The sequence below is a fragment of the Streptomyces sp. NBC_00289 genome (assembly GCF_041435115.1).
Taxonomy (GTDB): domain Bacteria; phylum Actinomycetota; class Actinomycetes; order Streptomycetales; family Streptomycetaceae; genus Streptomyces.
In genome coordinates, this window is sequence record NZ_CP108046.1 from 4,049,170 (window position 1) to 4,070,568 (window position 21,399).

Genomic DNA, 21,399 nt, shown 5'->3' on the forward strand with positions numbered 1-21,399 from the left:
TGAGGTGAGGAACGGTGTTGGCGGATCCGGAGGGCAACTGATGAGACAGGCGCGAGCGGACGAGTACGCGGAGTTCGCGGCGGCGCGTGCCGGGCATCTTTACCGGTCCGCGTGTCTGCTCACCGCCGGGGACACGCATCTCGCCGAGGATCTGGTGCAGGAGACGCTCGGCCGGCTCTACATCGGCTGGCACCGCATGGCCAGGGTCGGCAACCCCGCCGGGTACGCGCAGACCGTCCTCACCCGTACCTTCCTCGCCCATCAGCGGCGTCGCAGCAGCACGGAACGGAGCACGGACGTGTTCCCCGACCTTGCCGACGCCGGTGACGGTGACGCGTCCCTGCGGCTGACGCTGCTCGAGGCGCTCGCCCGGCTGCCCGCCAAGGACCGGGCGGTGGTCGTCCTGCGGTACTGGGAGGACCGCTCGGTCGAGGAGACCGCCGACGTCATGAACGCCAGCTCGGCCGCCGTGCGGACGCGTTGCACCCGGGCTCTCGGCCGGTTGCGGGAGCTGCTCGGCAACGACCTCGGCGAGTACGCCAGCCCCTGAGCCCGTCCCGGCCCCGAAATCCTCCGGGCCCCGATCCTGTCCCGACCCCGCTGTAGCGACCGTAGAAACGGTGGTTCGCCATGCCCGTTCAGCACCCGCGCGACCCCTTCGAGGGGCAGCTCAGCCACGCCCTGCGCCAGACCGGCGGCACCTTCGACACCGATCAGCACGCCCTGGTCGCCGCCGGGGCCGTACGCGGCCGCCGGTTGCTCTACCGGCGCCGGGCCGCCGTCGTGGGCGGCGCGGCCGGCGTCGCCCTCGCCGGGGTCGGCGGGGTGCTGCTCGTGCCCTGGGGAGGGCAGGCGGGCGAGCAGAGTTCGGTGGGCGGAGGTCCGAGCGCCACGTCGGGTTCGCCCACCGTTCCCTTCACCGGCCAGGAGATGATCGACACACTCACCCGGCTGCTCCCCAAGGGGGCGATCGAGCACCCGGCGGCCCACGGCACCGAGACGGGACAGGCGTACGCGAGCGCCGTGTTCGACGACGGCAAGGGCAAGGCGGCCGTCTCCGTCAGTCTGGACCGGGTCGAGCCGGGCGGCGAACAGGCCCGCCAGTGGGGCACGTGCCCGGACAAGACACTCGTCCCGTACGACGGGTGCGAGCGCAGCAAGCTGTCCGACGGGTCGGTGCTCGTGATCCTCAAGGGCTACGAGTACCCCGACCGGCGCGTGGACACGAAGCTGTGGAGCGCACAACTGGTCACGCCCACCGGGCAGCACGTCTCCGTGAGCGAGTGGAACGCCGCGGCCGAGAAGGACGCACCCGTCTCCCGGCCCGAACCTCCGCTGAACACGGCTCAGTTGAAGAAGGTCGCCGTCGCGGCGGAGTGGCGTCGGGCTGTCGACACCATCCCCGCGGTGCCCAGGACCCCGACGGCCGGCGTCGACGAGCAGGGCGCCCTCCGCGGTGCGCGTGTCCGGGCCGTGCTGACCACGCTTCTCCCGGAGGGCGTCACGGTGGTCTCCAAGGGCGGCGACGGCGACTACGCCTATGTCGTCGTCGACGACGGCAAGGGCCGGAGCCTCGTGCAGATCAACGTGCAGAAAGGCATGTCGGACGTGGCGGGCGAGCTCTCCGGCGCCGGGGCCGAGACGCTCGACGACGGCACGCTCGTCGCGGCGCGGAAGGGGCCCGGCGACAAGGGCGTCGCGGGAGCCGTCATGTGGACCGTCGACAGCCTGCGCGAGGACGGTTTCCGGGTCGTCGTCAGCGCCTTCAACGCCGGTACGCAGCACGAGGCCCCGACCCGCGAGACGCCCGCGCTGACGATGAAGCAGCTGCGCGGGATCGCCCTCAGCTCCGACTGGCTCGTGCTGTCGTAGGCGCAGGGGGGCGGAGAAGGCGCAGGGAGCCTGGGAAGGCGCGGAGAGGCCGACGGCTCAGAAGAACTCCGACCAGGGCTGGTCCCAGATCTGCTTCACGCACAGGACCAGGAACAGCAGCCCGGCGAGTACCAGCATCGCGTTGCTCAGCGCTCCGTTGCGCCATTCCCTGGGCGTGCGGGAGGAGTTGAGGAGCCACATCAGGGTGCCGGCCAGGAAGGGCAGGAAGGCCGCGCCCAGCACGCCGTACAGGATGATCAGTCGGAAGGGCTGGCCCTGGAAGAGCAGGACGATGGGCGGGAAGGTCAGCCAGAGGAGATACGCCCGGAAGGGCCAGCTCCGTTCGCGCTCGCCCGACGCGACCGCCTCGCCGCTCGCCTGCTCGCGGTCGCGGTAGCGGGACACGAAGTCGGCGAACATCAGGCTCACGCCGTGCCAGACGCCGATCAGGGAGGTGAAGGAGGTGGCGAAGAAGCCGATCAGGAAGAACTTGGCCGTCGCCGTGCCGTACTTGTCGGCCAGGATGTCGCCGAGCTGGATCAGGCCCTTGTCGCCGCTCGCGATGGCCACGTTCGCGGAGTGCAGGAGTTCCGCGCCGACGAAGAGCATCGCCACCACGAAGATGCCGGTGGTGGCGTAGGCGACGCGGTTGTCGAGGCGCATGACCTTCATCCAGCCCGTGTCCGTCCAGCCCTTCGCGTTGACCCAGTAGCCGTACGCGGCGAGCGTGATGGTGCCGCCGACGCCGCCGATCAGGCCGAGGGTGTTGAGGACGGAGTCCTTCTCGTCGGGCAGGACCGGCAGGAGGCCCGCGAAGGCGTCGCCCAGGTTCGGGGTGACCCTGATCGCGAGGTACACCGTCACCACGAACATGACGCCCACCAGGACCGTCATGACCTTCTCGAAGACCGCGTACTTGTTGAACCAGACGAAGACCAGGCCGACCAGACCGCAGGCGACGGCCCACGCCTTGAGGTCCATCACGTCCGGGAACAGCGCCTGGAGGGGCAGGGCGCTCGACGACATCGCGGCGGCGCCGTAGACGAAGCCCCAGATCACGACGTAGACGACGAAGAACCACGTCGTCCAGCGGCCCAGGCTCGCCCAGCCGTCGAAGAGGGTCCGGCCGGTGGAGAGGTGCCAGCGGCCGGCCGCCTCGGCGAGGGAGATCTTGACCAGGCAGCCGAGGACGGCCGCCCACAGGAGGGTGTAGCCGAAGTTGCTGCCCGCGATGAGGGTGGCGACCAGGTCGCCCGCCCCGACGCCGGTCGCGGCCACGACGATCCCGGGGCCGATGTGCCGCCAACTGGACTTGCGGTGTGTGGGGTTCGGGTCGTGCGTCGCCTCGGTCTCCGTGCTGGGTCCGGTGTTTCCCGTGGTGTCCGCCATGCAGGTCAAGAAAGCGCAAAGGGGCCGGACGCACAAGAGGGCCTGCGGCGATCTCCACCCGATGTGCCCAAGCGGCCGACGCACCCCGGAGGCCGACGCACCCGAGAGGCCGGCGTGTGCCCGAGAGGCCGGTGTGTGCCCGAGAGGCCGAAACACGCCAGTGGCGCATCGCCATACCTTGACCTGCTCATGCCATAAGCAGACCATGTGCGGCACACCCGCACCAGCACGTCGCCGAACCACCCCCCGCTCCACTCCCCACTTCCGGAGACCCCGGAATCCCTGGAGAAACAAGGAGTTCGCATGCGACTTCGGATACGAGGATCAGGCGTCCGCGGCGGCAGACGCACCGCCGCCTTCGCCGCCCTGATGGCCCTCGCCCTCGCCGCCCCCGTCTCGGCCACGGCCACCAGCGCCACCGCCGACAGCGCCCGCGCCACGGCCCCGGGCTCCGACGGCATCCACCAGTACGAGATCCACGTCGACCACAACTCCCGGGCCACCCGCACCGCCATCGCGCGGACCGGCGTGAGCGTGGACGAGGCCGACGAGGAGACGGTGGTCGTCTCCGGCCGCGCGGCGCAGATCGACGAACTCCGCCGACAGGGCTACGAGGTCGCGCCGCTCGGCGCCGCCCCGGACCGCTCCACGGCGGCGGACGACCTGCGTCTCTTCGACTTCCCGTCGGCCGACTCCAAGTACCACAACTACGCGGAGATGACCTCCGAGATCAGCACGCGGCTCGCGGCCTACCCGAACATCATGAGCCGGCGGGTGATCGGCACGTCGTACCAGGGCCGGGACATCGTCGCCATCAAGGTCAGCGACAACGTCGCCACCGACGAGAGCGAGCCGGAGGTCCTCCTCACCTTCCACCAGCACGCGCGCGAGCACATGACGGTGGAGATGGCCCTGTACCTGCTGCGGGAGCTGGGCGCGGGCTACGGCAGCGACTCACGCGTCACCAGCATGGTCAACAGCCGCGAGATCTGGATCGTCCCCGACCTCAACCCGGACGGCGGCGAGTACGACATCGCGAGCGGCTCGTACCGCTCGTGGCGCAAGAACCGCCAGCCCAACTCCGGTTCCTCGTACGTCGGTACGGACCTCAACCGGAACTGGAACTACAAGTGGGGCTGCTGCGGCGGGTCCTCGGGCTCGACGTCCTCCGAGACCTACCGGGGCACCTCCGCCGAGTCCGCGCCCGAGGTGAAGGTGGTCTCCGACTTCGTGCGCGGCCGGGTCGTCGGCGGGAAGCAGCAGATCACCGCGGGCATCGACTTCCACACCTACAGCGAACTGGTGTTGTGGCCGTTCGGGTACACCTACTCCGACACGGCCACGGGGATGACGGCGGACGACTACAACGCCTTCAAGACCGTCGGGCAGAAGATGGCCGCGAGCAACGGGTACACGGCCGAGCAGTCGAGCGACCTGTACATCACCGACGGGTCGATCGACGACTATCTGTGGGGCACGCAGAAGATCTTCGACTACACCTTCGAGATGTATCCGTCGTCCAGTTCGGGGGGTGGGTTCTACCCGCCCGACGAGGTCATCGAGCGGGAGACCTCCCGGAACCGGGATGCGGTGCTGCAGTTGCTGGAGAACGCGGACTGCATGTACCGGTCCATCGGGAAGGCCGCCCAGTACTGCGCGTAGGCGTGGCGGCGTGTGGGGAGCTGCGGGCCGGTGGTGGCTGGTCGCGCAGTTCCCCGCGCCCCTCAAACCGCGGGGCGACAGGTTGCCAGGCAACCGCGACACCGTCGTGGCTGGTCGCGCAGTTCCCCGCGCCTCTTCGAGTGCGGGTTCGCTGTCGCTGGGCGCGCCGTTCCTCGTGTCCCTAGTCGGCGTCCTCCGCCGGGGTTTCCTCGGCGTCGTCCGCCCGGGTTTCCTCGGCGTCGTCCTCGAAGTAGGTGTCCAATACCTCGTCCAACTGGGCTTCCCACTCGCCGAAGCGGCTTCTGGCCGTCGCCTCGATCTCGATCGGGTACCAGCGGCGGTCGGGGGTGTGGACCGTGATGGTGAACCGCTTGCCGAAGCGGGGGGACTCCGTCTCGACGGCGCCGATCTCGTCCCAGCGGAACTCGCACCGCTCCTCGTCCAGGCTGAGGCGGACGCCTCTGGCGTCGGCGACGATCTTCGCCCGGCGGTCGGAGGCCTCGAAGACGGGGCCCTCGGTGCCCTCCTCGGCCCCGGAGTCCTCCGGCTCCTCGGACTCCCCGGTCCCGTCGGGCTTTTCGGCCGCCTCCTTCGACAAGGACGTCTTCCCGGAGTCCTCGTCCTCGGCGTCCTCCGGCTCGGCCTTGTCCGGCTGGGCGGACGCGGGGGAGGTGAGCCCGGGGATGAATGCCGGGTCGAATCCGGCGCCCTCCAGGGGCTGGCTGCTCGAACCTATGCGCTGCTCCACAGCGGGCAGTATGGTCGACGATCCTGTGCCGGGCACAGCCAGCCCCCAACTTCGTTATCAGACGCCTACACGAACAGGCTCAACACGGCCGCCATCACGAACCCCCCGACCGACAGCACGCTCTCCAGCACGGTCCACGTCTTGAGGGTGTCCCGCTCGCTGATGCCGAAGTACTTGGCGACCATCCAGAAGCCGCCGTCGTTGACGTGCGAGGCGAAGATCGAGCCGGCCGAGATGGCCATGATGACGAGGGCCACGAAGGCCTGGGAGTGGTCTCCCTCGGCGAGCAGGGGCGCCACGATGCCGGCCGTCGTGACGATCGCGACGGTCGCCGAGCCCTGGGCGACCCGCAGCACCAGGGAGATCAGGTAGGACAGGACGATCACCGGCAGACCGACGTCGTTGAAGGTGTCGGACAGTGCCTGGGCGACCCCGCTCGCCTTGAGGACGGCGCCGAAGATCCCGCCCGCGCCGACCACCAGCAGGATGTTGCCGACCGGCTTGAGGGAGGCGGTCGAGACGGTCTCCAGCGACCTGCGCGACCAGCCGCGGCGGATGCCCAGCAGGTAGTAGGCGAGCACCAGGGCGATGGTCAGGGCCACGAACGGGTGGCCGAAGAACTCGATCACCGAGCGGCCGGTGGAGGGGTCGAGGGCGATCGAGGAGAAGGTGGCCGCGAGGATCAGGACCAGCGGCGTACCGATGATGCCGAGCACCATGCCGAGCGGTACCGGCTTCTCCCGGGGCTCGACGCCCGAGGCGCGCTGCTCGTCGATGACGGCCTGCTTGGCCTCGGCGGCCGCCTCGACCATGTCCTGCGGTACGGCGACGAAGAGGCGCCGGCCGATCCAGGCCGCGTACACCCAGGCGGCCAGCACCGCTGGGATGCCGCAGACGACGCCCATGAGGATGACCCAGCCGAGTTCGACGTGCAGGAGTCCGGCGGCTGCCACCGGGCCGGGGTGCGGCGGCAGGAAGGCGTGGGTCATCGACAGGCCGGCGAGCAGCGGCAGGCAGTACAGCAGGATCGACTTGCCGGAGCGCTTGGCGGCCGCGTACACGATCGGCGCGAGGACGAAGATGCCGACGTCGAAGAAGACCGGGATGCCGAAGATGAGGCCGGTGAGGCCCATGGCGAGCGGGGCGCGCTTCTCGCCGAAGAGGTTGAGCAGCCGGGACGCCAACACCTCGGCGCCGCCGCTGACTTCGAGGATCGCGCCGAGCATGGTGCCCAGGCCGATGATGATCGCGACATGGCCGAGGATGCCGCCCATGCCGGTCTCGATGGTGGAGACGGCGTCCGAGCGCTGGACCGTGCCGAAGAGTTCGGTGACGGACAGTCCGGCCATCAGGCCGACGGCTATGGAGACCGCGAGCAGCGCGACGAACGGCTGGAGTCTCACCTTGATGATCAGGAAGAGGAGGAGCGCTATGCCTATCGCGGCGACGGTCAGCAGTCCGGCCGTACCGTCGAGCAGGAGGAGCAGTCCTCCGGTGTGGGGTGGCGTTTGCGCGGGGGCGGCCGCGGCGAGTGGAAGGGACATGCGGGGGTCCTCTGCTGGGGTGCATCGAGCTTTCGGGCAGGGCGGATCGCGGCCCGGCGCGCCGGGGAGAAGAGGGCGCGCCGGGCCGTACGGTGTGCGGGAGTTGGGGAGTCGCGGGGCGGGAGTCGCCGGGGCGTCAGCTCACGGGCGTCGGCTCACGGGCGGGCGGTCAGCCGAGGACGGCGAGCGCGTCGATCTCGATGAGGAGCCCCGCGGGCAGGCCGACGTAGACCGTCGTGCGCGCGGCGGGCGGCTGGGTGAGGCCCTGCTCCTCGAAGTACGTGTTGTAGAGGTCGTTCATCTCGGCGAAGTGGTCCACGTCGGTCAGGTAGACGCGGATCATCATCACGTCGTCCCAGCTCGCGCCGCCCTCTTCGAGGATCGCCTTGACGTTGGCGAGGGTCTGGAGGGTCTGCTCGCGCAGGGCCGGGCCTGCGGGCGTCGGCGGCCTGCCCGCCTCGGCGGGGAGGAAGCCGACCTGACCGGCGACCTGGAGGATGTTGCCCTTCCTCACGCCGTGCGAGAACTTCGCGGGCGGGGTGGTGTGGGTGCTGGGGGTGAGGGCGGTCTTCTCGGTCATACGGTGTCCCTGTCTGGGGGGTTTCTGTCGGGGGTGTCGCGGTCCGGGGCTGATACGGGGGTCCTGCCGGAGTACTCGCCGCTGATGGCGTCGGCGGTCCGGCGCACCAGCGGGAGCAGGGTGAGGAGTTCGTCGGCGGTGACGACGACGTTGGGCGCCGAGACCGACATCGCGGCGGTGACCCGGCCGTCGGCGCCGCGGATCGGCGCCGCGACACAGTTGATGGACTCCTCGTGGCCGCCGAGGTCGGTGGCCCAGCCCTGTTCGCGCACCTTCTCCAACTCCCGCAGAAAAGCGGGGGCGTTGGGTGTCGAACGGGCCGTGTACAGCGGGTATTCGAGCTTCTCCGTGCGGAGGCGGCGCTCGGCTTCGGGCAGGTCCGCGAGGAGCAGCTTCGCGACGGCCGCGACGGTGATCGCCACCGGCTTCCCGATCCGCGAGTACATGCGCACGGGATAGCGGCTCTCGACCTTGTCGATGTAGAGGACCTCGTTCTCCTCCAGGACGGCGAGGTGCACGGTGTGGCCGCACTGCTCGTTGACGCGGACGAGGTGCGGGTGGGCGATCTCGCGGATGTCGAGGTTCTCCATCGCCTCCTGGGCGAGCGCGATGAGGCGGGCGCCGAGGCGGTAGCGCTGGTCGGACTGGCGGTAGACGAGGCCGTGCTCGTGGAGCGTGCGCAGCAGGCGCAGGGCCGTGGACTTGTGGACGCCGAGGCGGTCGGCGACCTGCCCGAGATCGGCGGGACCCTCGGCGAGCAGCGGCAGGATGCTGAGCGCGCGGTCGACGGTCTGACTCATGGCGTGCGTACCTCCTGATCGGCCCGGCCCGGTGCCTGTGTCCAGCCGGGACCGAGTCGAAGTCTCCCCCACGCGGTGTCGTCCAGGGCGACCAGGCGGTCGGCGTGGTCGCGGGCGGGGGGTGCGGCGAGGTCACCGGGGACGGTGAGGGCGGCCGCGGCCGTGAGGTGGCCGTGCCGGAGGCGGTCGCGGGCGGGCAGTCCGCGCAGGGTGGCGGAGAGGAAACCGGCCGCGAAGGCGTCACCGGCGCCGACGGCGGCGACGACGTCGACGTGCGGAGCGGGAACGTGGATGACGTCGCCCCGGTCGAAGACGGTCGCGCCGCGTCCGCCCTGCTTGACAACGAGCACCTCGGGGTCGGGGAACGCGGCCCGGACGGCGTCGGCGCCCTCCAGCGCCCACACGTCCCGTGCCTCGTCCTCCCCCACGAACACCAGGTCGGCGCCGCGCGCCAGGTCCAGCAGCAGCTGCGGCCCGCTCCCGTCCTGCCACAGTCCGGGCCGGTGGTTGACGTCGAAGGAGACGAGCGGGCGGCCGGGGCGGGGTGCGGTCAGTTCGCGCATGAGGTCGGCGCAGTCCGCGGAGAGCGCCGCCGTGATGCCCGACAGGTGCAGCACCCGTCCGGCCCGCGCCGCCGCCATGTCGACGTTCCCGACCGTCATCGCGGAGGCCGCCGACCCGGCCCGGTAGTAGGCCACCTCGTGGGCGTCGGTGGCCCGGTCCCCCGCGGTACGGAAGTAGACGCCGGTCGGGCGCGACGCGTCGCGCGGCACGGAGGCGACGTCGACGCCGTACGCCCCGATCGTCTCGACCAGGTGGTCGCCGAACCCGTCGGCGCCCACCCGGCTCACCCAGCGCGCCGAGTGTCCCGCCGCGGCCAGTACGCAGGCCACGTTGGACTCGGCGCCGCCGATGGCACGCTCGAAGGAGGGGACGTCGGCGAGGCGGCCCGGGCGGGAGGGCAGGAAGGTGACCATGGACTCGCCGAGCGCGACGACGTCCACGACGTCGGGGGCGTTGCGGGGTCCGTCGGCGGTCACGCTTGTCGGGTCTCCTCGGCTCGGTACGGGTCGCGGCGGCTTCGTTGACCCCGTGCTGGCCGAGATGTTAGACAGCTGTAAGCGATATACGCAATGGACGTTGCAGGGAACGCAACGCGCCAGATCAGGGAGGCTCCATGGCCCGCGACACCGGCACCGAAGCCCTCGCGCGTCTCGCCGATGAACGCGTCGACCACCGTTTCAAGGGTCTCCCGCCGGACGCCGACGGCCTGACCGTCGGCGAGCTGGCCGCCCAGCGGCGCAACCTGTTCACCGGCGGTTTCACGACCCCCGTCCTCGCGTTGTCCGCCGAGCGCCTGGAGCACAACCTGGCGCTGATGGAGACGTACGCGGCCCGGCACGGCCTCGCCTTCGCGCCGCACGGCAAAACCTCCATGGCCCCGCAGCTGTTCCGGCGCCAGATCGAGCGGGGCGCCTGGGGCATCACGCTCGCGGTGCCGCACCAGGTCCGGGTGGCACGGGCGTTCGGCGTCCGGCGCGTGTTCCTGGCCAACGAACTCGTGGACCCGGCGGCCCTGCGCTGGATCTCCGCCGAGCTCGACGCCGACCCCGGCTTCCGGTTCGTCTGCTACGTCGACTCGGCGCGCGGGGTGGAGCTGATGGACGCGGTCCTGCGCGGCGCCACGCGCCCGCTGGACGTGGTGGTCGAGCTCGCCGCCGGGGAGGGCGCCCGCACCGGGGTCCGCAGCGAGGCGGAGTGCGCGGCGGTCGCGGACGCGGTCGCCGCCACCGGCACCCTGCGCCTGGTCGGCGTGGCGGGCTACGAGGGCGAGGTCCCGCAGGCGGACCCGGAGCGCGTGCACACCTGGCTGCGGCGGCTCGTCGCGCTGGCCGCCGAGTTCGACAAGGCGGGGCGCTTCACGGGCCTGGAGGAGATCGTGGTGAGCGCGGGCGGCAGCGCCTGGTTCGACGCGGTGGCCGACGTGTTCGCCGAGATTCCCGAACTCTCCGTGCCCGTACTGAAGTTGCTGCGTTCGGGCGCCTACGTCTCGCACGACGACGGCCACTACCGCAGGCTCACCCCCTTCACCCGCGTCCCCGAGGAGGGCGCCCTGGAGCCGGCCTTCCGGCTCTGGGCGCAGGTGGTGTCCCGGCCGTCCGCCGACCAGGCCTTCGTGAACGCGGGCAAGCGGGACGCGGCCCACGACCTGGACCTGCCCTTCGCCCAGGCGGTCCGCCGGGACGGCACCGAGCGCCCGGCCACCGGCATCTCGGTGACCGGTCTGTCCGACCAGCACGCCTGGCTGCGAACGGGCCCCGAGGCAGACCTCGAGGTCGGCGACTGGCTCGGCATGGGCCTGTCCCATCCCTGCACGTCCTTCGACAAGTGGCAGCTGATCCCGGTGGCCGAGGCGGACGGCACGGTCGTCGACTACGTCCGCACGTTCTTCTAGGAGGCCCGACGTGGAAGAGCTCGTCATCCGGGACGCGGACGTCGTGGACGGCTCCGGAGCCCCGTCCTACCGCGCCGACGTGGTCGTCGACGGCGGCCGGATCGTCGGCATCGTCCAGGAGGCCGCGGCGGCCGGCTGCCAGCGCCCCACAGCGCGCCGGGAGCTGGACGCGGAGGGCCTCGTCCTGGCCCCCGGCTTCGTCGACATGCACGCCCACAGCGACCTGGCCCTGCTGCGCGACCCGGACCACAGCGCGAAGGCGGCACAGGGCGTCACGCTCGAGGTGCTCGGCCAGGACGGGCTGTCGTACGCCCCGGTCGACGACCGTACGCTCGCCGAGGTGCGCCGGGCGATCACCGGCTGGAACGGGTACGGCGACGACATCGACTTCGACTGGCGTTCGGTGGGCGAGTACCTGGACCGGCTGGACTCCGGTTTCGAGGGCCGGGGCATCGCGGTGAACGCCGCCTACCTCGTCCCCCAGGGCACGGTCCGCGCGCTCGCCCTCGGCTGGGAGGACCGCCCGGCCACGCCCCGGGAACTGGACCGGATGCGGCAGCTGGTCGCCGAGGGGCTGGAGCAGGGCGCGGTGGGCCTGTCCTCGGGGCTGACCTACACACCCGGCATGTACGCCGAGGACGCCGAACTCACCGAGCTGTGCCGGGTTGTCGCGCGGTACGGCGGCTACTACTGCCCCCACCACCGCTCCTACGGTGCCGGGGCGCTGGAGGCGTACGAGGAGATGGTGGACCTGGCCCGGGCGGCCGGCTGCCCGCTGCACCTCGCCCACGCCACCATGAACTTCGGCGTGAACAAGGGCCGGGCACCCGAGCTGCTGTCGCTGCTGGACCGGGCACTGGCGGCCGGGGCCGACATCAGCCTCGACACCTACCCCTACACCCCCGGCTGCACCACGCTGGTGGCCCTGCTGCCGAGCTGGGCGAGCGAGGGCGGCCCCGCGGAGATCCTGCGCCGGCTCGCCGACGAGGAGAGCGCCGAGCGCGTCCGGCACGACCTGGAGGTCGTCGGCGCCGACGGCTGTCACGGTGTGCCCGTCGAGTGGGACACGATCGAGATCTCGGGTGTGACGGACCCCGCCCTCGGGGAGTTCGTCGGCCGTACGGTCCTGGAGTCGGCCCGGCTGCGCGGCGAGGCCCCCTGGCAGACCGCCCGTCACCTGCTGGTCGAGGACCGGCTCGGTCCGACGATCCTCCAGCACGTGGGCCACGAGGAGAACGTGCGGGCGATCATGCGGCACCCCGTCCACACCGGCGGCTCCGACGGCATCCTCCAGGGCGCCAAGCCGCACCCGCGCGCGTACGGGACCTTCCCGCGCTACCTCGGCCACTACGTGCGGGAGTTGGGCCTGCTCTCCCTGGAGGAGTGCGTCGCCCACCTCACCTCGCGCCCCGCGGCCCGGCTGCGACTGCCGGACCGCGGGCTGGTCCGCGAGGGCTACAAGGCGGACCTCGTGCTGTTCGACCCGGCCACGGTGGCGGCGGGCTCGACCTTCGAGAACCCACGGGTGCCGCCCACGGGCATCCCGCACGTCCTGGTCGACGGCCGTTTCGTCATCGAGGACGGCCGTCGGACGGACGTACTGGCGGGACGCGCGGTGCGGAGGACTCCGTGACCCTCACGGCTTGGGCAGGACGCAGCCGGCCGCGTTCAGGTTGAGGACGTTGGCGGTCGTGAAGCAGGCCGGGATCTGGTAGGTCTCCTGGGCGTAGTTGATGCCCTCGCGGACGGTCACGTTGCCGCCGGCGTCGACCTCGCAGGGGTTGTTCTCGGTGCAGGTCTCGCCGTCCTCGTTGCCCGTGTTGTTGACGGCGACGACCTTGCCGGTGGCGTTGTCGATGACCGGCGAGCCGGAGGTGCCGCCGATGGTCTGGCAGGCGGAGGTGTAGCGGAGGGAGTCCTTCCAGGTCCAGTCGCCCTCCTTGAGGCGGTACGCGAACCCGTCGACGTTGCAGCTGTAGAGCCGCTTCCAGTAGCCGGAGGCGACGGTGATGGCGGTGCCGGCGGTCGGGTGCGTGTCCTGCACGGTGAGCGCGCTGATGCCGTACGTGCTTCTGATCGCCGCGTAGGTGGTGTTGAGCTGGTAGATCGTCACGTCCGTGTCGGTCATCGTCGAGTAGACGACCTTGTTGGCGCGCAGCGTGCCGACCCGGGTGGCCGCGGAGTTCAGCAGGCCGAAGGTACGGGTGGAGGACTGGCCGACGATCACCTCGCCGGGCTCGGGGAAGCCCGTCTCCAGGCAGTGGCCGTTGCTGAGGACGAGCGCCGGGGCGGTGTCCGCGGAGTTGGGGAAGCGGATGACGGAGCCCGAGCAGTTGCTGAGCGAGACGGTGCCGGCGAAGTTGACGGCCTGGAGCGTCGGCGACGCGGCCTTGGTGTCCGCCTGGGCCGCGGGCGCGGTGGGCGCGGGTGCCGCGACCGCGGGTGCCGCGCCCGCCCCGGCGATCACCAGGGCGAAGAGTGCGGCGACGAGAGGCTTTCTCATGTGGGGGTCCCCTCTGCATGACGAGGGTGACCGGAGATCTTCCGGCCACCCGCAATTTTTGTCATGCGCATTGTCAATGGAGGGGTGCGTGGGGACAAGGAGGGGTTTTCGGCCTGGCGACGGGGCCGAAAACACCACCCCGACCTGACGGCTACTTGGGCCTTTTCGTGTTACCCGCTCCGTGCCCCTTGCCGTCGGAGTTGCCCGGAGCCGAGCCGGCCGAGGAGGCGGTGGCCGTGGGGGTGGTGGCCGGATCCGGGGACGAGGAGGCCGAGGGCTCGACGTCCTGCTCCTCGTCCGGCGAGGCGTCCGGCGAGGCACCCTTCGAGGCAGCCGCCCCGGCGGACGCCGTACCGTCCGGCCCCGCGGTGTCCGCGGAACCGGGAGACGCCGAGCCGTCCGAGGAGGACGGGTCCGCCGGACGGCTGGACTCGTCCGGGGCCGACTTCGTGCCCTCCGTGCCCTGCCGTCCGTCCGGGGAGGACCCCGAGAGCGAGAACCCGGCGATCAGCGCCGCCGCGGACACCGCTCCGGCCGCCCCGGCGGCGACCACCAGGCGGCGCGACCGCCACCGGCTCGGCTTCCGCCGCGACCGCCGCCCCCCATGGCCGACGCCAGGGTGCGACACGGGCTCGGCCCCGCCCGCCGGCCCGCCGACCGCCACCGGCCCGTCCTCGGCCACCGGCGGCAGCTCGGCCGTCTCGTCATAGGCGTTCTGCCAGCCGTGCGCGGCGGCCGGGTCGACGTACGCCTCGTACCGGGGCGTCACCTCGACCCGCGGGTGGTACACCTTCGGCACCTCGTGCGACTCGCCGCCCGCGCCCATGCCGTGGGCGCCGGTCGCACCGGCGGCGCCGTACGCCTCGTCTTCGTGATGTGGCCTGGACATGGCCGCGCATTCTAGAGACGGGAGGGGCCCCAGGGACAGTCGTCGGCGATAACCACCCAAAAGGCCGCGTCTCACGTGGCGGAAGACACGACCCAAGGGGCGTAACCGGGCCGTAAGCTCCCAGACATGCAGGTGATCCAGTCGACCAAGCTCGCCAACGTCTGTTACGAGATCCGGGGCCCGGTGCTCGAGGAGGCGATGCGGCTCGAGGCGGCCGGGCATCGGATCCTCAAGCTGAACACCGGCAACCCGGCGGCGTTCGGCTTCGAGTGCCCGCCCGAGATCCTGGAGGACATCCTCCGCAACGTGTCGTCGGCGCACGGCTACGGCGACGCGAAGGGCCTGCTGGCGGCACGCCGGGCCGTGGTGATGCACAACCAGACCCTCGGCATCGAGACGGACGTCGAGCACGTCTTCGTCGGCAACGGCGTCTCTGAGCTGATCGTGATGGCGATGCAGGGCCTGCTGGACGACGGCGACGAGGTCCTCGTACCGGCGCCCGACTACCCGCTGTGGACCGCCGCCGTGTCCCTGTCCGGCGGTACGGCCGTCCACTACCGCTGCGACGAGCAGTCCGACTGGATGCCCGACCTCGCCGACGTCGAGCGGAAGGTCACCGACCGCACCAAGGCGATCGTCATCATCAACCCCAACAACCCGACGGGCGCGGTGTACGACGAGGCGATGCTCCGGGGTCTGACCGACATCGCGCGCCGGCACAACCTGCTGGTCTGCTCGGACGAGATCTACGACAAGATCCTGTACGACGACGCCACGCACACCCCGACCGCCAAGGTCGCCCCGGACCTGCTCACCCTCACCTTCAACGGCATGTCGAAGGCGTACCGGGTGGCCGGCTACCGGGTGGGCTGGATGGCGATCTCCGGACCGCGCGCGCACGCCGACTCCTACATCGAGGGTCTGACGATCCTGGCGAACATGCGCCTGTGCGCGAACATGCCGGGACAGCACGGGGTCGTCGCCGCGCTGAGCGGCCGGCAGACCATCCAGGACCTGGTCCTGCCGGGCGGACGGCTGCGGGAGCAGCGGGACGTGGCACACGAACTGCTGACCCAGATCCCCGGGGTGACCTGCGTGAAGCCGAAGGGGGCGCTGTACCTCTTCCCGCGCCTGGACCCCCAGGTCTTCAAGGTCAAGGACGACCGCCGGATGGTCCTTGACCTGCTGCGGCAGGAGAAGATCATGGTGGTCCAGGGCACCGGCTTCAACTGGCCGGAACCCGACCACTTCCGGGTGGTGACCCTGCCGACGGTCGGGGACCTGCGGGACGCGGTGACCCGGATCGGGAACTTCCTGGACGGCTACGCCCAGCCCTGACGCTCACGCCGCGTGTGCACTCGGTCCCGAATTGCGAACAACTCAACTTTAGACGAAATCTAAGCTAGGATGGCTTCCTGACAGCACAGGAGGCCATCCCATGTACGAGCCGATCCGCGCCAAGTCGGTCCACAGCACGATGGCCGGCCCCACCTCCGACTTCCCGCACCGCACCCGTGAGGAAGAGCTGGACATCCAGCTCGCCGGTCATCTCGCGGCCCTGCTCGCCGTCACGGACGAGCTGCGCGCCCTGGCCCCCTCGGCCGAGCTGGACACCGCGGCCGAGCGACTCGCCGCCCAGGTCACCCGGCTGCGCAAGGGCCGCACGCCGGCCCGTGCCTCGGTGAACGCCATCGCTCCGCTGCCGCACCTGGCCGCCCTGCACCGGCGGGCGCACACGCTCGCGGGCCGCGCGCTGGTCGTCGCGGCCTCCCGGGCGGACACGGCGGCCGCGATCCTGGCCGCCGAAATGATGGACGCGCACACGGCGGCCCTGGAGCCGCGCGAGGTCGCGTCCCACTGAGCCCATAAGAGGCTCCCCTCGACGGCCCCGGTCCGCGTGCACCCGCAGCGACGCGCGGACCGGGCGCCACGAAGACACGCGGGTCGGCGCCGTGCAGCCGCACGGACCGGTGGCGTGAAGACACGCTGACCGGCGGCATGAAGCCGCGCGGAGCCGTGGATCAGGACACGCTGACCGGCGCCGTGGAAACGGGCCGCGACGAACCACCGCCCCATGGGGAACCCCGCATTCCCGTTGCATACCGGGTCGCCCCCTTCACCCCCCGTTCACCCGAGCCACCCAGGAACGTGAGGTTCCGCGAGCACGCTCCCGACGTGAGACGAATCGCAGGAATCGTCCTCGCGGTACTGCTGGTCGGTGGCGTGGTGGCCGCCGTCGTCGCGGGCCGCAGCAACGAGGACAAGGGCACGGCAACGAAGACCGTGCACATGGTGATCGGATCGGAGAAGGCGGATTTCTTCGCCGACCCCGACGTGGTGAAGGCCCTCGCCGCCAAGGGCTACACCGTCAAGGCCGAGACCTCCGGGTCCTGGGCCATGGAGGGGCTGGACCTCGAGGGATACGACCTCGCCTTCCCGTCGAGCCAGGCGCCCGCCGCCGAACTCGCCGCGCGGTACAAGGTCCGAGGCGCCCTGCCCCGCCCCTTCTACTCGCCGCTCGTCGTCGTCGCCCGGCGCGGGGCCGCCGAAGTGCTCGCGGGCAACGGCCTGGCCACGCTCGACGCCGCCCACCGCGGCACGCTCAGGATGTCCGCCCACCTCGACGCGGCCCGCCACGACCGGACCTGGCAGCAGCTCAAGGGGGCAGAAAAGTACGGGGAGTTGACCGGCACCCTCTACATCTCCAGCACCGACCCGGAGACCTCCAACTCCGGTGCCCTCTACCTCGCCGCCGCCTCCTACGTGGCGGGCGCCGGCCGGGTGGTCGCGAGCGAGGCCGACGTCGACCGCGCCGCGCCCCTGATGCGCAAGCTGGTCAGCGTCCAGGGGGCCCAGCAGTCCAGCACGGACGCGGCCTTCCGGGACTTCGTCAGCGGCGCCGGCAACCCGCTCGTCCTCGTCTACGAGTCGCAGGTGACCACCCTGCTCCGGGAGCAGCACAACCCCGGCGACCTGGTGGTCCTCTACCCGGACACCACGGTCAACAGCGACCACACCGTCGTCCCGCTCACCGACAACGGCCGCGCACTGGCCGAACTCCTCGGCACGGACCCGGCGTTGCGCGAGCTGGCGGTCCGGCACGGCTTCCGGCCGCAGGACGACGTCGCCGAGTTCGCCGCGGCCAACGCGAGCCGGACCGGCTATCTCAAGCAGGAACTGACCGGCGTCCGCCAGGCGCCCGTGCCCACCTCCAAGGTGCTGCACGAGCTGGCGCGACGGGCGCGCGGACAAGGGGGAAACACCGCATGAGCAGCACCGACAACGACGACTTCACCCTCACCCCGCCCGAGGCGGTCACGCCCGTGCCCCGGGAGAAGGCCGGCGGGCTCGTCCCCGTCGCCGACGGCGTCCGGCGTGACATGGCGGACAAGGCCGCCGCGTACGTGAACTCGCTCGCCGCCCTCGACGCCCGCTCCCCCGAGTTCGCCGGGAAGGTCGGGGAGATCACCGGCCTGGGCGCCGGCGAGCTGCGCACCGCCACCGCGCAGTCCAACCGCATGCTGGAGCGGGCCGTACGCAGTCTGCCGGCCACGGGCGGCGACGCCCAGGCGCAGGTCGCGGGCTCGCTCGTCGAGCTGCGGCGGGTGGTCGAGGACCTGGACCCGCGTGACCTCCCGGCCGCCAGGGGCCGCCGGTTCCTCTCCCGGCTGCCCGGCGGCAACAAGCTGCGCGATCACGTCGCCAGGTACGCCTCCTCGCAGGGAACGCTCAACACGATCGTGGGCTCGCTGCGCGGCGGGCAGGACGAACTGCGCCGGGACAACGCCGCCCTGCAGACCGAACGGGTCCACCTGTGGGAGACCATGGGCAAGCTCCAGGAGTACGTCGTGCTGACCGAGGCCCTGGACACGGCCGTCGAGCAGCACCTCACCGGCGTCGGGGCGGCCGACCCGGCGCAGGCCGACACCCTGCGCGCGGACGTCCTCTTCCCCGTCCGGCAGAAGCACCAGGACCTGCTCACCCAGCTCGCGGTGTGCGCCCAGGGCTACCTGGCCATGGACGTCGTACGCCGTAACAACGACGAGCTGATCAAGGGCGTCGACCGGGCCGCCACGACCACGGTGTCGGCCCTGCGCGTCTCCGTGATGCTGGCCTCCGCGCTGGACAACCAGCGCAAGGTCGTCGACCAGGTCAACGCCCTGCGCGGGACGACCGAGGACCTCATCCGCGGCAACGCGGAGATGCTCGCCACGCAGAGCGGCGAGATCCAGCGCATCGCCGCCGACCCGGCCATCGGGGCCGAGACCCTGCGGAGCGCCTTCCAGCAGATCTACCGCACCCTCGACGCCATCGACACCTACAAGGTCCAGGCGACGGAGGCGATGGCGGTGACCGTGGAGTCCCTGACGTCCGAACTCCGGCACGCGAGCACGTACCTGGAGCGCAGCCGGTCGCAGGGCGCGCTCGAAGGGGGGCTCGCGTGAGACGCCGACTGGCCGTTCTGGCCGCGGTCGCCGCCCTGCTGAGCGCCTGCACGGCGACGCACGGGCCGGATTCCTCGGACAAGGCCGGCGCTCCGGAGCCCGGCACCCTGCGCGTCCTCGCCTCCAGCGAGCTCAGCGACATGACGCCGGTCCTCGACCGGGTCCGGAAGGACACCGGCATCACGGTCCGCCCCACCTATATGGGCACCCTGGACGCCGTGGAACTGCTGGCCGAGGGCAAGGCCGACGGGCGGTACGACGCCGTGTGGCTGTCGTCGAACGACTATCTCCGGCTGCGTCCCGACGCGGCGCGGGAGGTGGTGTCGGAGACGCCCGTCATGTCGAGCCCGGTCGCCATCGGTGTCCGGCGGGCCACCGTGCGGGCCCTCGGCTGGAAACCGGAGCAGGTCACCTGGTCGCAGGTCGAGCGGGCGGTCCAGGACGGCAGGCTCACCTACGGCATGACCGACCCCGCCCGCTCCAACTCCGGTTTCTCCACGCTCGTCTCGGTCGCTTCGGCCCTCTCCGGCGCCCAGTCCGCGCTCACGGACGCGGACGTCGCCAGGGCCAGGCCCCGGCTGAAGGAGTTCTTCGCGGGGCAGAAGCTGACCTCGGGGTCCTCGGGCTGGCTGGCCACCGCGTACGAGCGGCGCGGGAACGTCGACGCGCTGCTCAACTACGAGTCCGTGCTCAAGGGCATCCCGGGGCTCACCGTGATCCGCCCCCGCGACGGTGTCGTCACCGCGGACTACCCGCTGTCCTCCCTCGCCTCGACCGACACGACCACCCGCGCGGACGTCCGCCGCCTCACCGACGCCCTGCGCACGGACGCCGTCCAGCGGCTGATCACCACCCGCACGCACCGCCGTCCGGTCGTCGCCTCCGTGCCGCCGGCGTCCGGCCTCGACACCGGCCGGCGGCGTGAACTGCCCTTCCCGGGCAGGCGTTCCGTCGCCGACGGCCTGCTCGATTCGTACGAGAACGAGCTGCGCCGCCCGTCCCGCACCGTCTACGTGCTCGACACCTCCGGCTCGATGGAGGGCGACCGGCTGGCCCGGCTCAAGAGCGCGCTCACCGGGCTCACCGGCGACTTCCGCGAGCGGGAGGAGGTGACGCTGATGCCGTTCGGATCGGAGGTGAAGAGCGTGCGGACGCATGTCGTCGAGCCGTCCGACCCGCAGCGGGGGCTGGACGCGGTCCGCGCGGACACCCGGGCCCTCACCGCCGACGGCGACACCGCGATCTACACCTCGCTGGAGAAGGCCTACGACCATCTCGGCGCCGGCCGCGACACGTTCACGTCGATCGTGCTGATGACGGACGGCGAGAACACGGCGGGCGCGAGGGCGGCGGACTTCGACAGCTTCTACCGCGGACTGAGCGCGCGGCAGCGGGAGATCCCGGTGTTCCCCATCCTCTTCGGCGACTCCGACCGTACGGAACTGGAGCACATCGCCGAGCTGACCGGCGGCCGCCTCTTCGACGCCCGGAAGGGCTCGCTCGACGGCGCCTTCGAGGAGATCCGTGGCTACCAGTAGGGCGCTCGCGTACCTGGAGTCCCGCAAGAACATCGCCGGGGGCGTGTGCGGGCTGGCCGGTCTGGTGCTGACGTTCACGGGCGCGGCGGGCCCGTACTGGCCCGTCGTCGTCGCCGGCCTGTACGGCGCGGGCGCGCTGGTCGCCCCGCCGGAGCGGCCGCCACTGCCCGCCTTCCCCGACGCGTCGGCCCAGCTGGAGGCGGTGCGGGACGACTTCGAGAAGCTGGGCGTCTATCTGGCGGACGTGGAGCTGCCGCCCGCCGCCGCCGGCCGGCTCACCGAACTGACCGGGCTGCTGACCGCGTTGCTCGACCCCGGCTGGGTCGCGGAGGTGCTGGCCCAGGACCCCGACGGCGTGCACACCCTCGCCCGGACCGTCCGGCAGGACGTTCCGGAGGCGGTCGACACCTTCGTACGCACCCGGTGGTGGTCACGGCTCACGCCGGGCCAGGAGCCGCCGGAACGGCATCTGGAACGCCAGCTCGGCCTGCTGCACGCGGACGCGAAACGGCTGGCCGCCGACCTTCGCGAGACGGAGGCCCGACGACAGGAGTCGCACACGCGATATCTGGAGGACCGCTCGAAGTGAGCGATGCAGGGGGACGCTCCGGGGTGAGCGGGTGAGCGGTGCCGCGGCGGGCTGCTTCGGGCGAATGCGCGCCACGGCGGACCGCTGCCGGTGAGCGCGTGCCACGGCCGACCCGCCCCCGGCCAGCGCGTGCCGCGGCGGGCCGCTTCGGGCGACGCGTGCCACGGCGGACCGCTGCCGGTGAGCGCGTGCCACGGCGGACCGCCCCCGGCCAGCGCATGCCACGACGGACCGCCCCCGGCCAGCGCGCGCCACGGCGGACCGCCCCCGGCCAGCGCGCGCCGCGGCGAACCGCTCCCGTTGAGCGAGTGCCGCGGCGAACCGCTTCCGTTGAGCGTGGGTCTCACAGGCGAGGGCCCGCCGTCACCTCGCGTCTCGGGGCGGA

At 71.7% G+C, this 21,399-nt stretch carries 19 protein-coding genes; 11 read left to right on the forward strand and 8 right to left on the reverse strand.

All coding sequences use genetic code 11. The features are described from left to right. The first annotated feature begins 40 nt into the window (after nucleotides 1-40). Together OG985_RS18345 and OG985_RS18350 are read left to right on the forward strand one after the other, a co-directional pair. Nucleotides 41-550 (forward strand): SigE family RNA polymerase sigma factor, encoded by a 510-nt coding sequence (locus OG985_RS18345; protein WP_371669425.1) that lies wholly within the window; start codon nucleotides 41-43, stop codon nucleotides 548-550. Between the two features lie 80 nt (nucleotides 551-630). Next, entirely contained in the window at nucleotides 631-1,872 is a 1,242-nt protein-coding gene (locus tag OG985_RS18350) for a hypothetical protein (protein ID WP_371669426.1), read from the forward strand. 57 nt (nucleotides 1,873-1,929) lie between these two features. Here the strand turns inward: OG985_RS18350 and OG985_RS18355 are convergent, their stop codons facing one another. After that, nucleotides 1,930-3,261 carry an Nramp family divalent metal transporter gene (locus OG985_RS18355; protein WP_371669427.1) on the reverse strand — a complete coding sequence of 444 codons (1,332 nt, stop codon included), beginning with the start codon at nucleotides 3,259-3,261 and terminating at the stop codon, nucleotides 1,930-1,932. A 303-nt stretch (nucleotides 3,262-3,564) separates the two neighbouring features. On the opposite strand from OG985_RS18355, the gene OG985_RS18360 reads away from it, so the two are divergent. After that, the gene (locus OG985_RS18360; protein WP_371669428.1) at nucleotides 3,565-4,923 is read left to right on the forward strand and encodes a M14 family metallopeptidase; all 1,359 of its coding nucleotides are present in this window, start codon (nucleotides 3,565-3,567) and stop codon (nucleotides 4,921-4,923) included. A 181-nt stretch (nucleotides 4,924-5,104) separates the two neighbouring features. Here OG985_RS18360 and OG985_RS18365 read toward each other — a convergent pair whose 3' ends face one another. The 5 genes from OG985_RS18365 to OG985_RS18385 form a co-directional block, all read right to left on the reverse strand. Continuing rightward, a complete protein-coding gene (locus tag OG985_RS18365) occupies nucleotides 5,105-5,671 on the reverse strand; it encodes a hypothetical protein (protein ID WP_371669429.1) in 567 nt (188 codons plus the stop codon). Nucleotides 5,672-5,736: 65 nt separating this feature from the next. After that, entirely contained in the window at nucleotides 5,737-7,215 is a 1,479-nt protein-coding gene (locus tag OG985_RS18370) for a GntP family permease (RefSeq protein WP_371669430.1), read from the reverse strand. A gap of 169 nt (nucleotides 7,216-7,384) precedes the next feature. Next, entirely contained in the window at nucleotides 7,385-7,795 is a 411-nt protein-coding gene (locus tag OG985_RS18375; protein ID WP_371669431.1) for a RidA family protein, read from the reverse strand. After that, on the reverse strand, nucleotides 7,792-8,595 hold the full coding sequence (locus tag OG985_RS18380) for an IclR family transcriptional regulator (RefSeq protein WP_371669432.1): 804 nt from the start codon (nucleotides 8,593-8,595) through the stop codon (nucleotides 7,792-7,794). The genes OG985_RS18375 and OG985_RS18380 overlap by 4 nt, the downstream gene beginning before the upstream one ends. Beyond that, the gene (locus OG985_RS18385; protein ID WP_371669433.1) at nucleotides 8,592-9,635 is read right to left on the reverse strand and encodes a sugar kinase; all 1,044 of its coding nucleotides are present in this window, start codon (nucleotides 9,633-9,635) and stop codon (nucleotides 8,592-8,594) included. The genes OG985_RS18380 and OG985_RS18385 overlap by 4 nt, the downstream gene beginning before the upstream one ends. A gap of 137 nt (nucleotides 9,636-9,772) precedes the next feature. Between OG985_RS18385 and OG985_RS18390 the strand changes: the two genes are divergently transcribed. Next, nucleotides 9,773-11,050, forward strand: coding sequence for an amino acid deaminase (locus OG985_RS18390; RefSeq protein ID WP_371669434.1), 1,278 nt, complete (start codon nucleotides 9,773-9,775; stop codon nucleotides 11,048-11,050). 10 nt (nucleotides 11,051-11,060) lie between these two features. Continuing rightward, a complete protein-coding gene (locus OG985_RS18395; protein WP_371669435.1) occupies nucleotides 11,061-12,683 on the forward strand; it encodes an amidohydrolase family protein in 1,623 nt (540 codons plus the stop codon). A 3-nt stretch (nucleotides 12,684-12,686) separates the two neighbouring features. Here the strand turns inward: OG985_RS18395 and OG985_RS18400 are convergent, their stop codons facing one another. Next, on the reverse strand, nucleotides 12,687-13,553 hold the full coding sequence (locus tag OG985_RS18400) for a serine protease (protein ID WP_371669436.1): 867 nt from the start codon (nucleotides 13,551-13,553) through the stop codon (nucleotides 12,687-12,689). 151 nt (nucleotides 13,554-13,704) lie between these two features. After that, nucleotides 13,705-14,442 (reverse strand): hypothetical protein, encoded by a 738-nt coding sequence (locus OG985_RS18405; RefSeq protein ID WP_371669437.1) that lies wholly within the window; start codon nucleotides 14,440-14,442, stop codon nucleotides 13,705-13,707. 126 nt (nucleotides 14,443-14,568) lie between these two features. Between OG985_RS18405 and OG985_RS18410 the strand changes: the two genes are divergently transcribed. The 6 genes from OG985_RS18410 (at nucleotide 14,569) to OG985_RS18435 (ending at nucleotide 21,014) form a co-directional block, all read left to right on the forward strand. After that, nucleotides 14,569-15,780: a pyridoxal phosphate-dependent aminotransferase gene (locus OG985_RS18410; RefSeq protein WP_371669438.1), complete on the forward strand. Its 1,212-nt coding sequence runs from the start codon at nucleotides 14,569-14,571 to the stop codon at nucleotides 15,778-15,780. A gap of 100 nt (nucleotides 15,781-15,880) precedes the next feature. Next, nucleotides 15,881-16,303, forward strand: a complete 423-nt coding sequence (locus OG985_RS18415) for a hypothetical protein (RefSeq protein ID WP_371669439.1) — start codon at nucleotides 15,881-15,883, stop codon at nucleotides 16,301-16,303. Nucleotides 16,304-16,617: 314 nt separating this feature from the next. Beyond that, nucleotides 16,618-17,712 carry a substrate-binding domain-containing protein gene (locus OG985_RS18420; RefSeq protein WP_371669440.1) on the forward strand — a complete coding sequence of 365 codons (1,095 nt, stop codon included), beginning with the start codon at nucleotides 16,618-16,620 and terminating at the stop codon, nucleotides 17,710-17,712. After that, on the forward strand, nucleotides 17,709-18,887 hold the full coding sequence (locus OG985_RS18425; protein ID WP_371669441.1) for a toxic anion resistance protein: 1,179 nt from the start codon (nucleotides 17,709-17,711) through the stop codon (nucleotides 18,885-18,887). Before OG985_RS18420 ends, OG985_RS18425 begins: the two co-directional genes overlap by 4 nt. Next, nucleotides 18,884-20,425, forward strand: a complete 1,542-nt coding sequence (locus OG985_RS18430; protein WP_371669442.1) for a substrate-binding domain-containing protein — start codon at nucleotides 18,884-18,886, stop codon at nucleotides 20,423-20,425. Before OG985_RS18425 ends, OG985_RS18430 begins: the two co-directional genes overlap by 4 nt. After that, on the forward strand, nucleotides 20,412-21,014 hold the full coding sequence (locus OG985_RS18435; RefSeq protein ID WP_371669443.1) for a hypothetical protein: 603 nt from the start codon (nucleotides 20,412-20,414) through the stop codon (nucleotides 21,012-21,014). Before OG985_RS18430 ends, OG985_RS18435 begins: the two co-directional genes overlap by 14 nt. Nucleotides 21,015-21,399 lie beyond the last annotated feature (385 nt).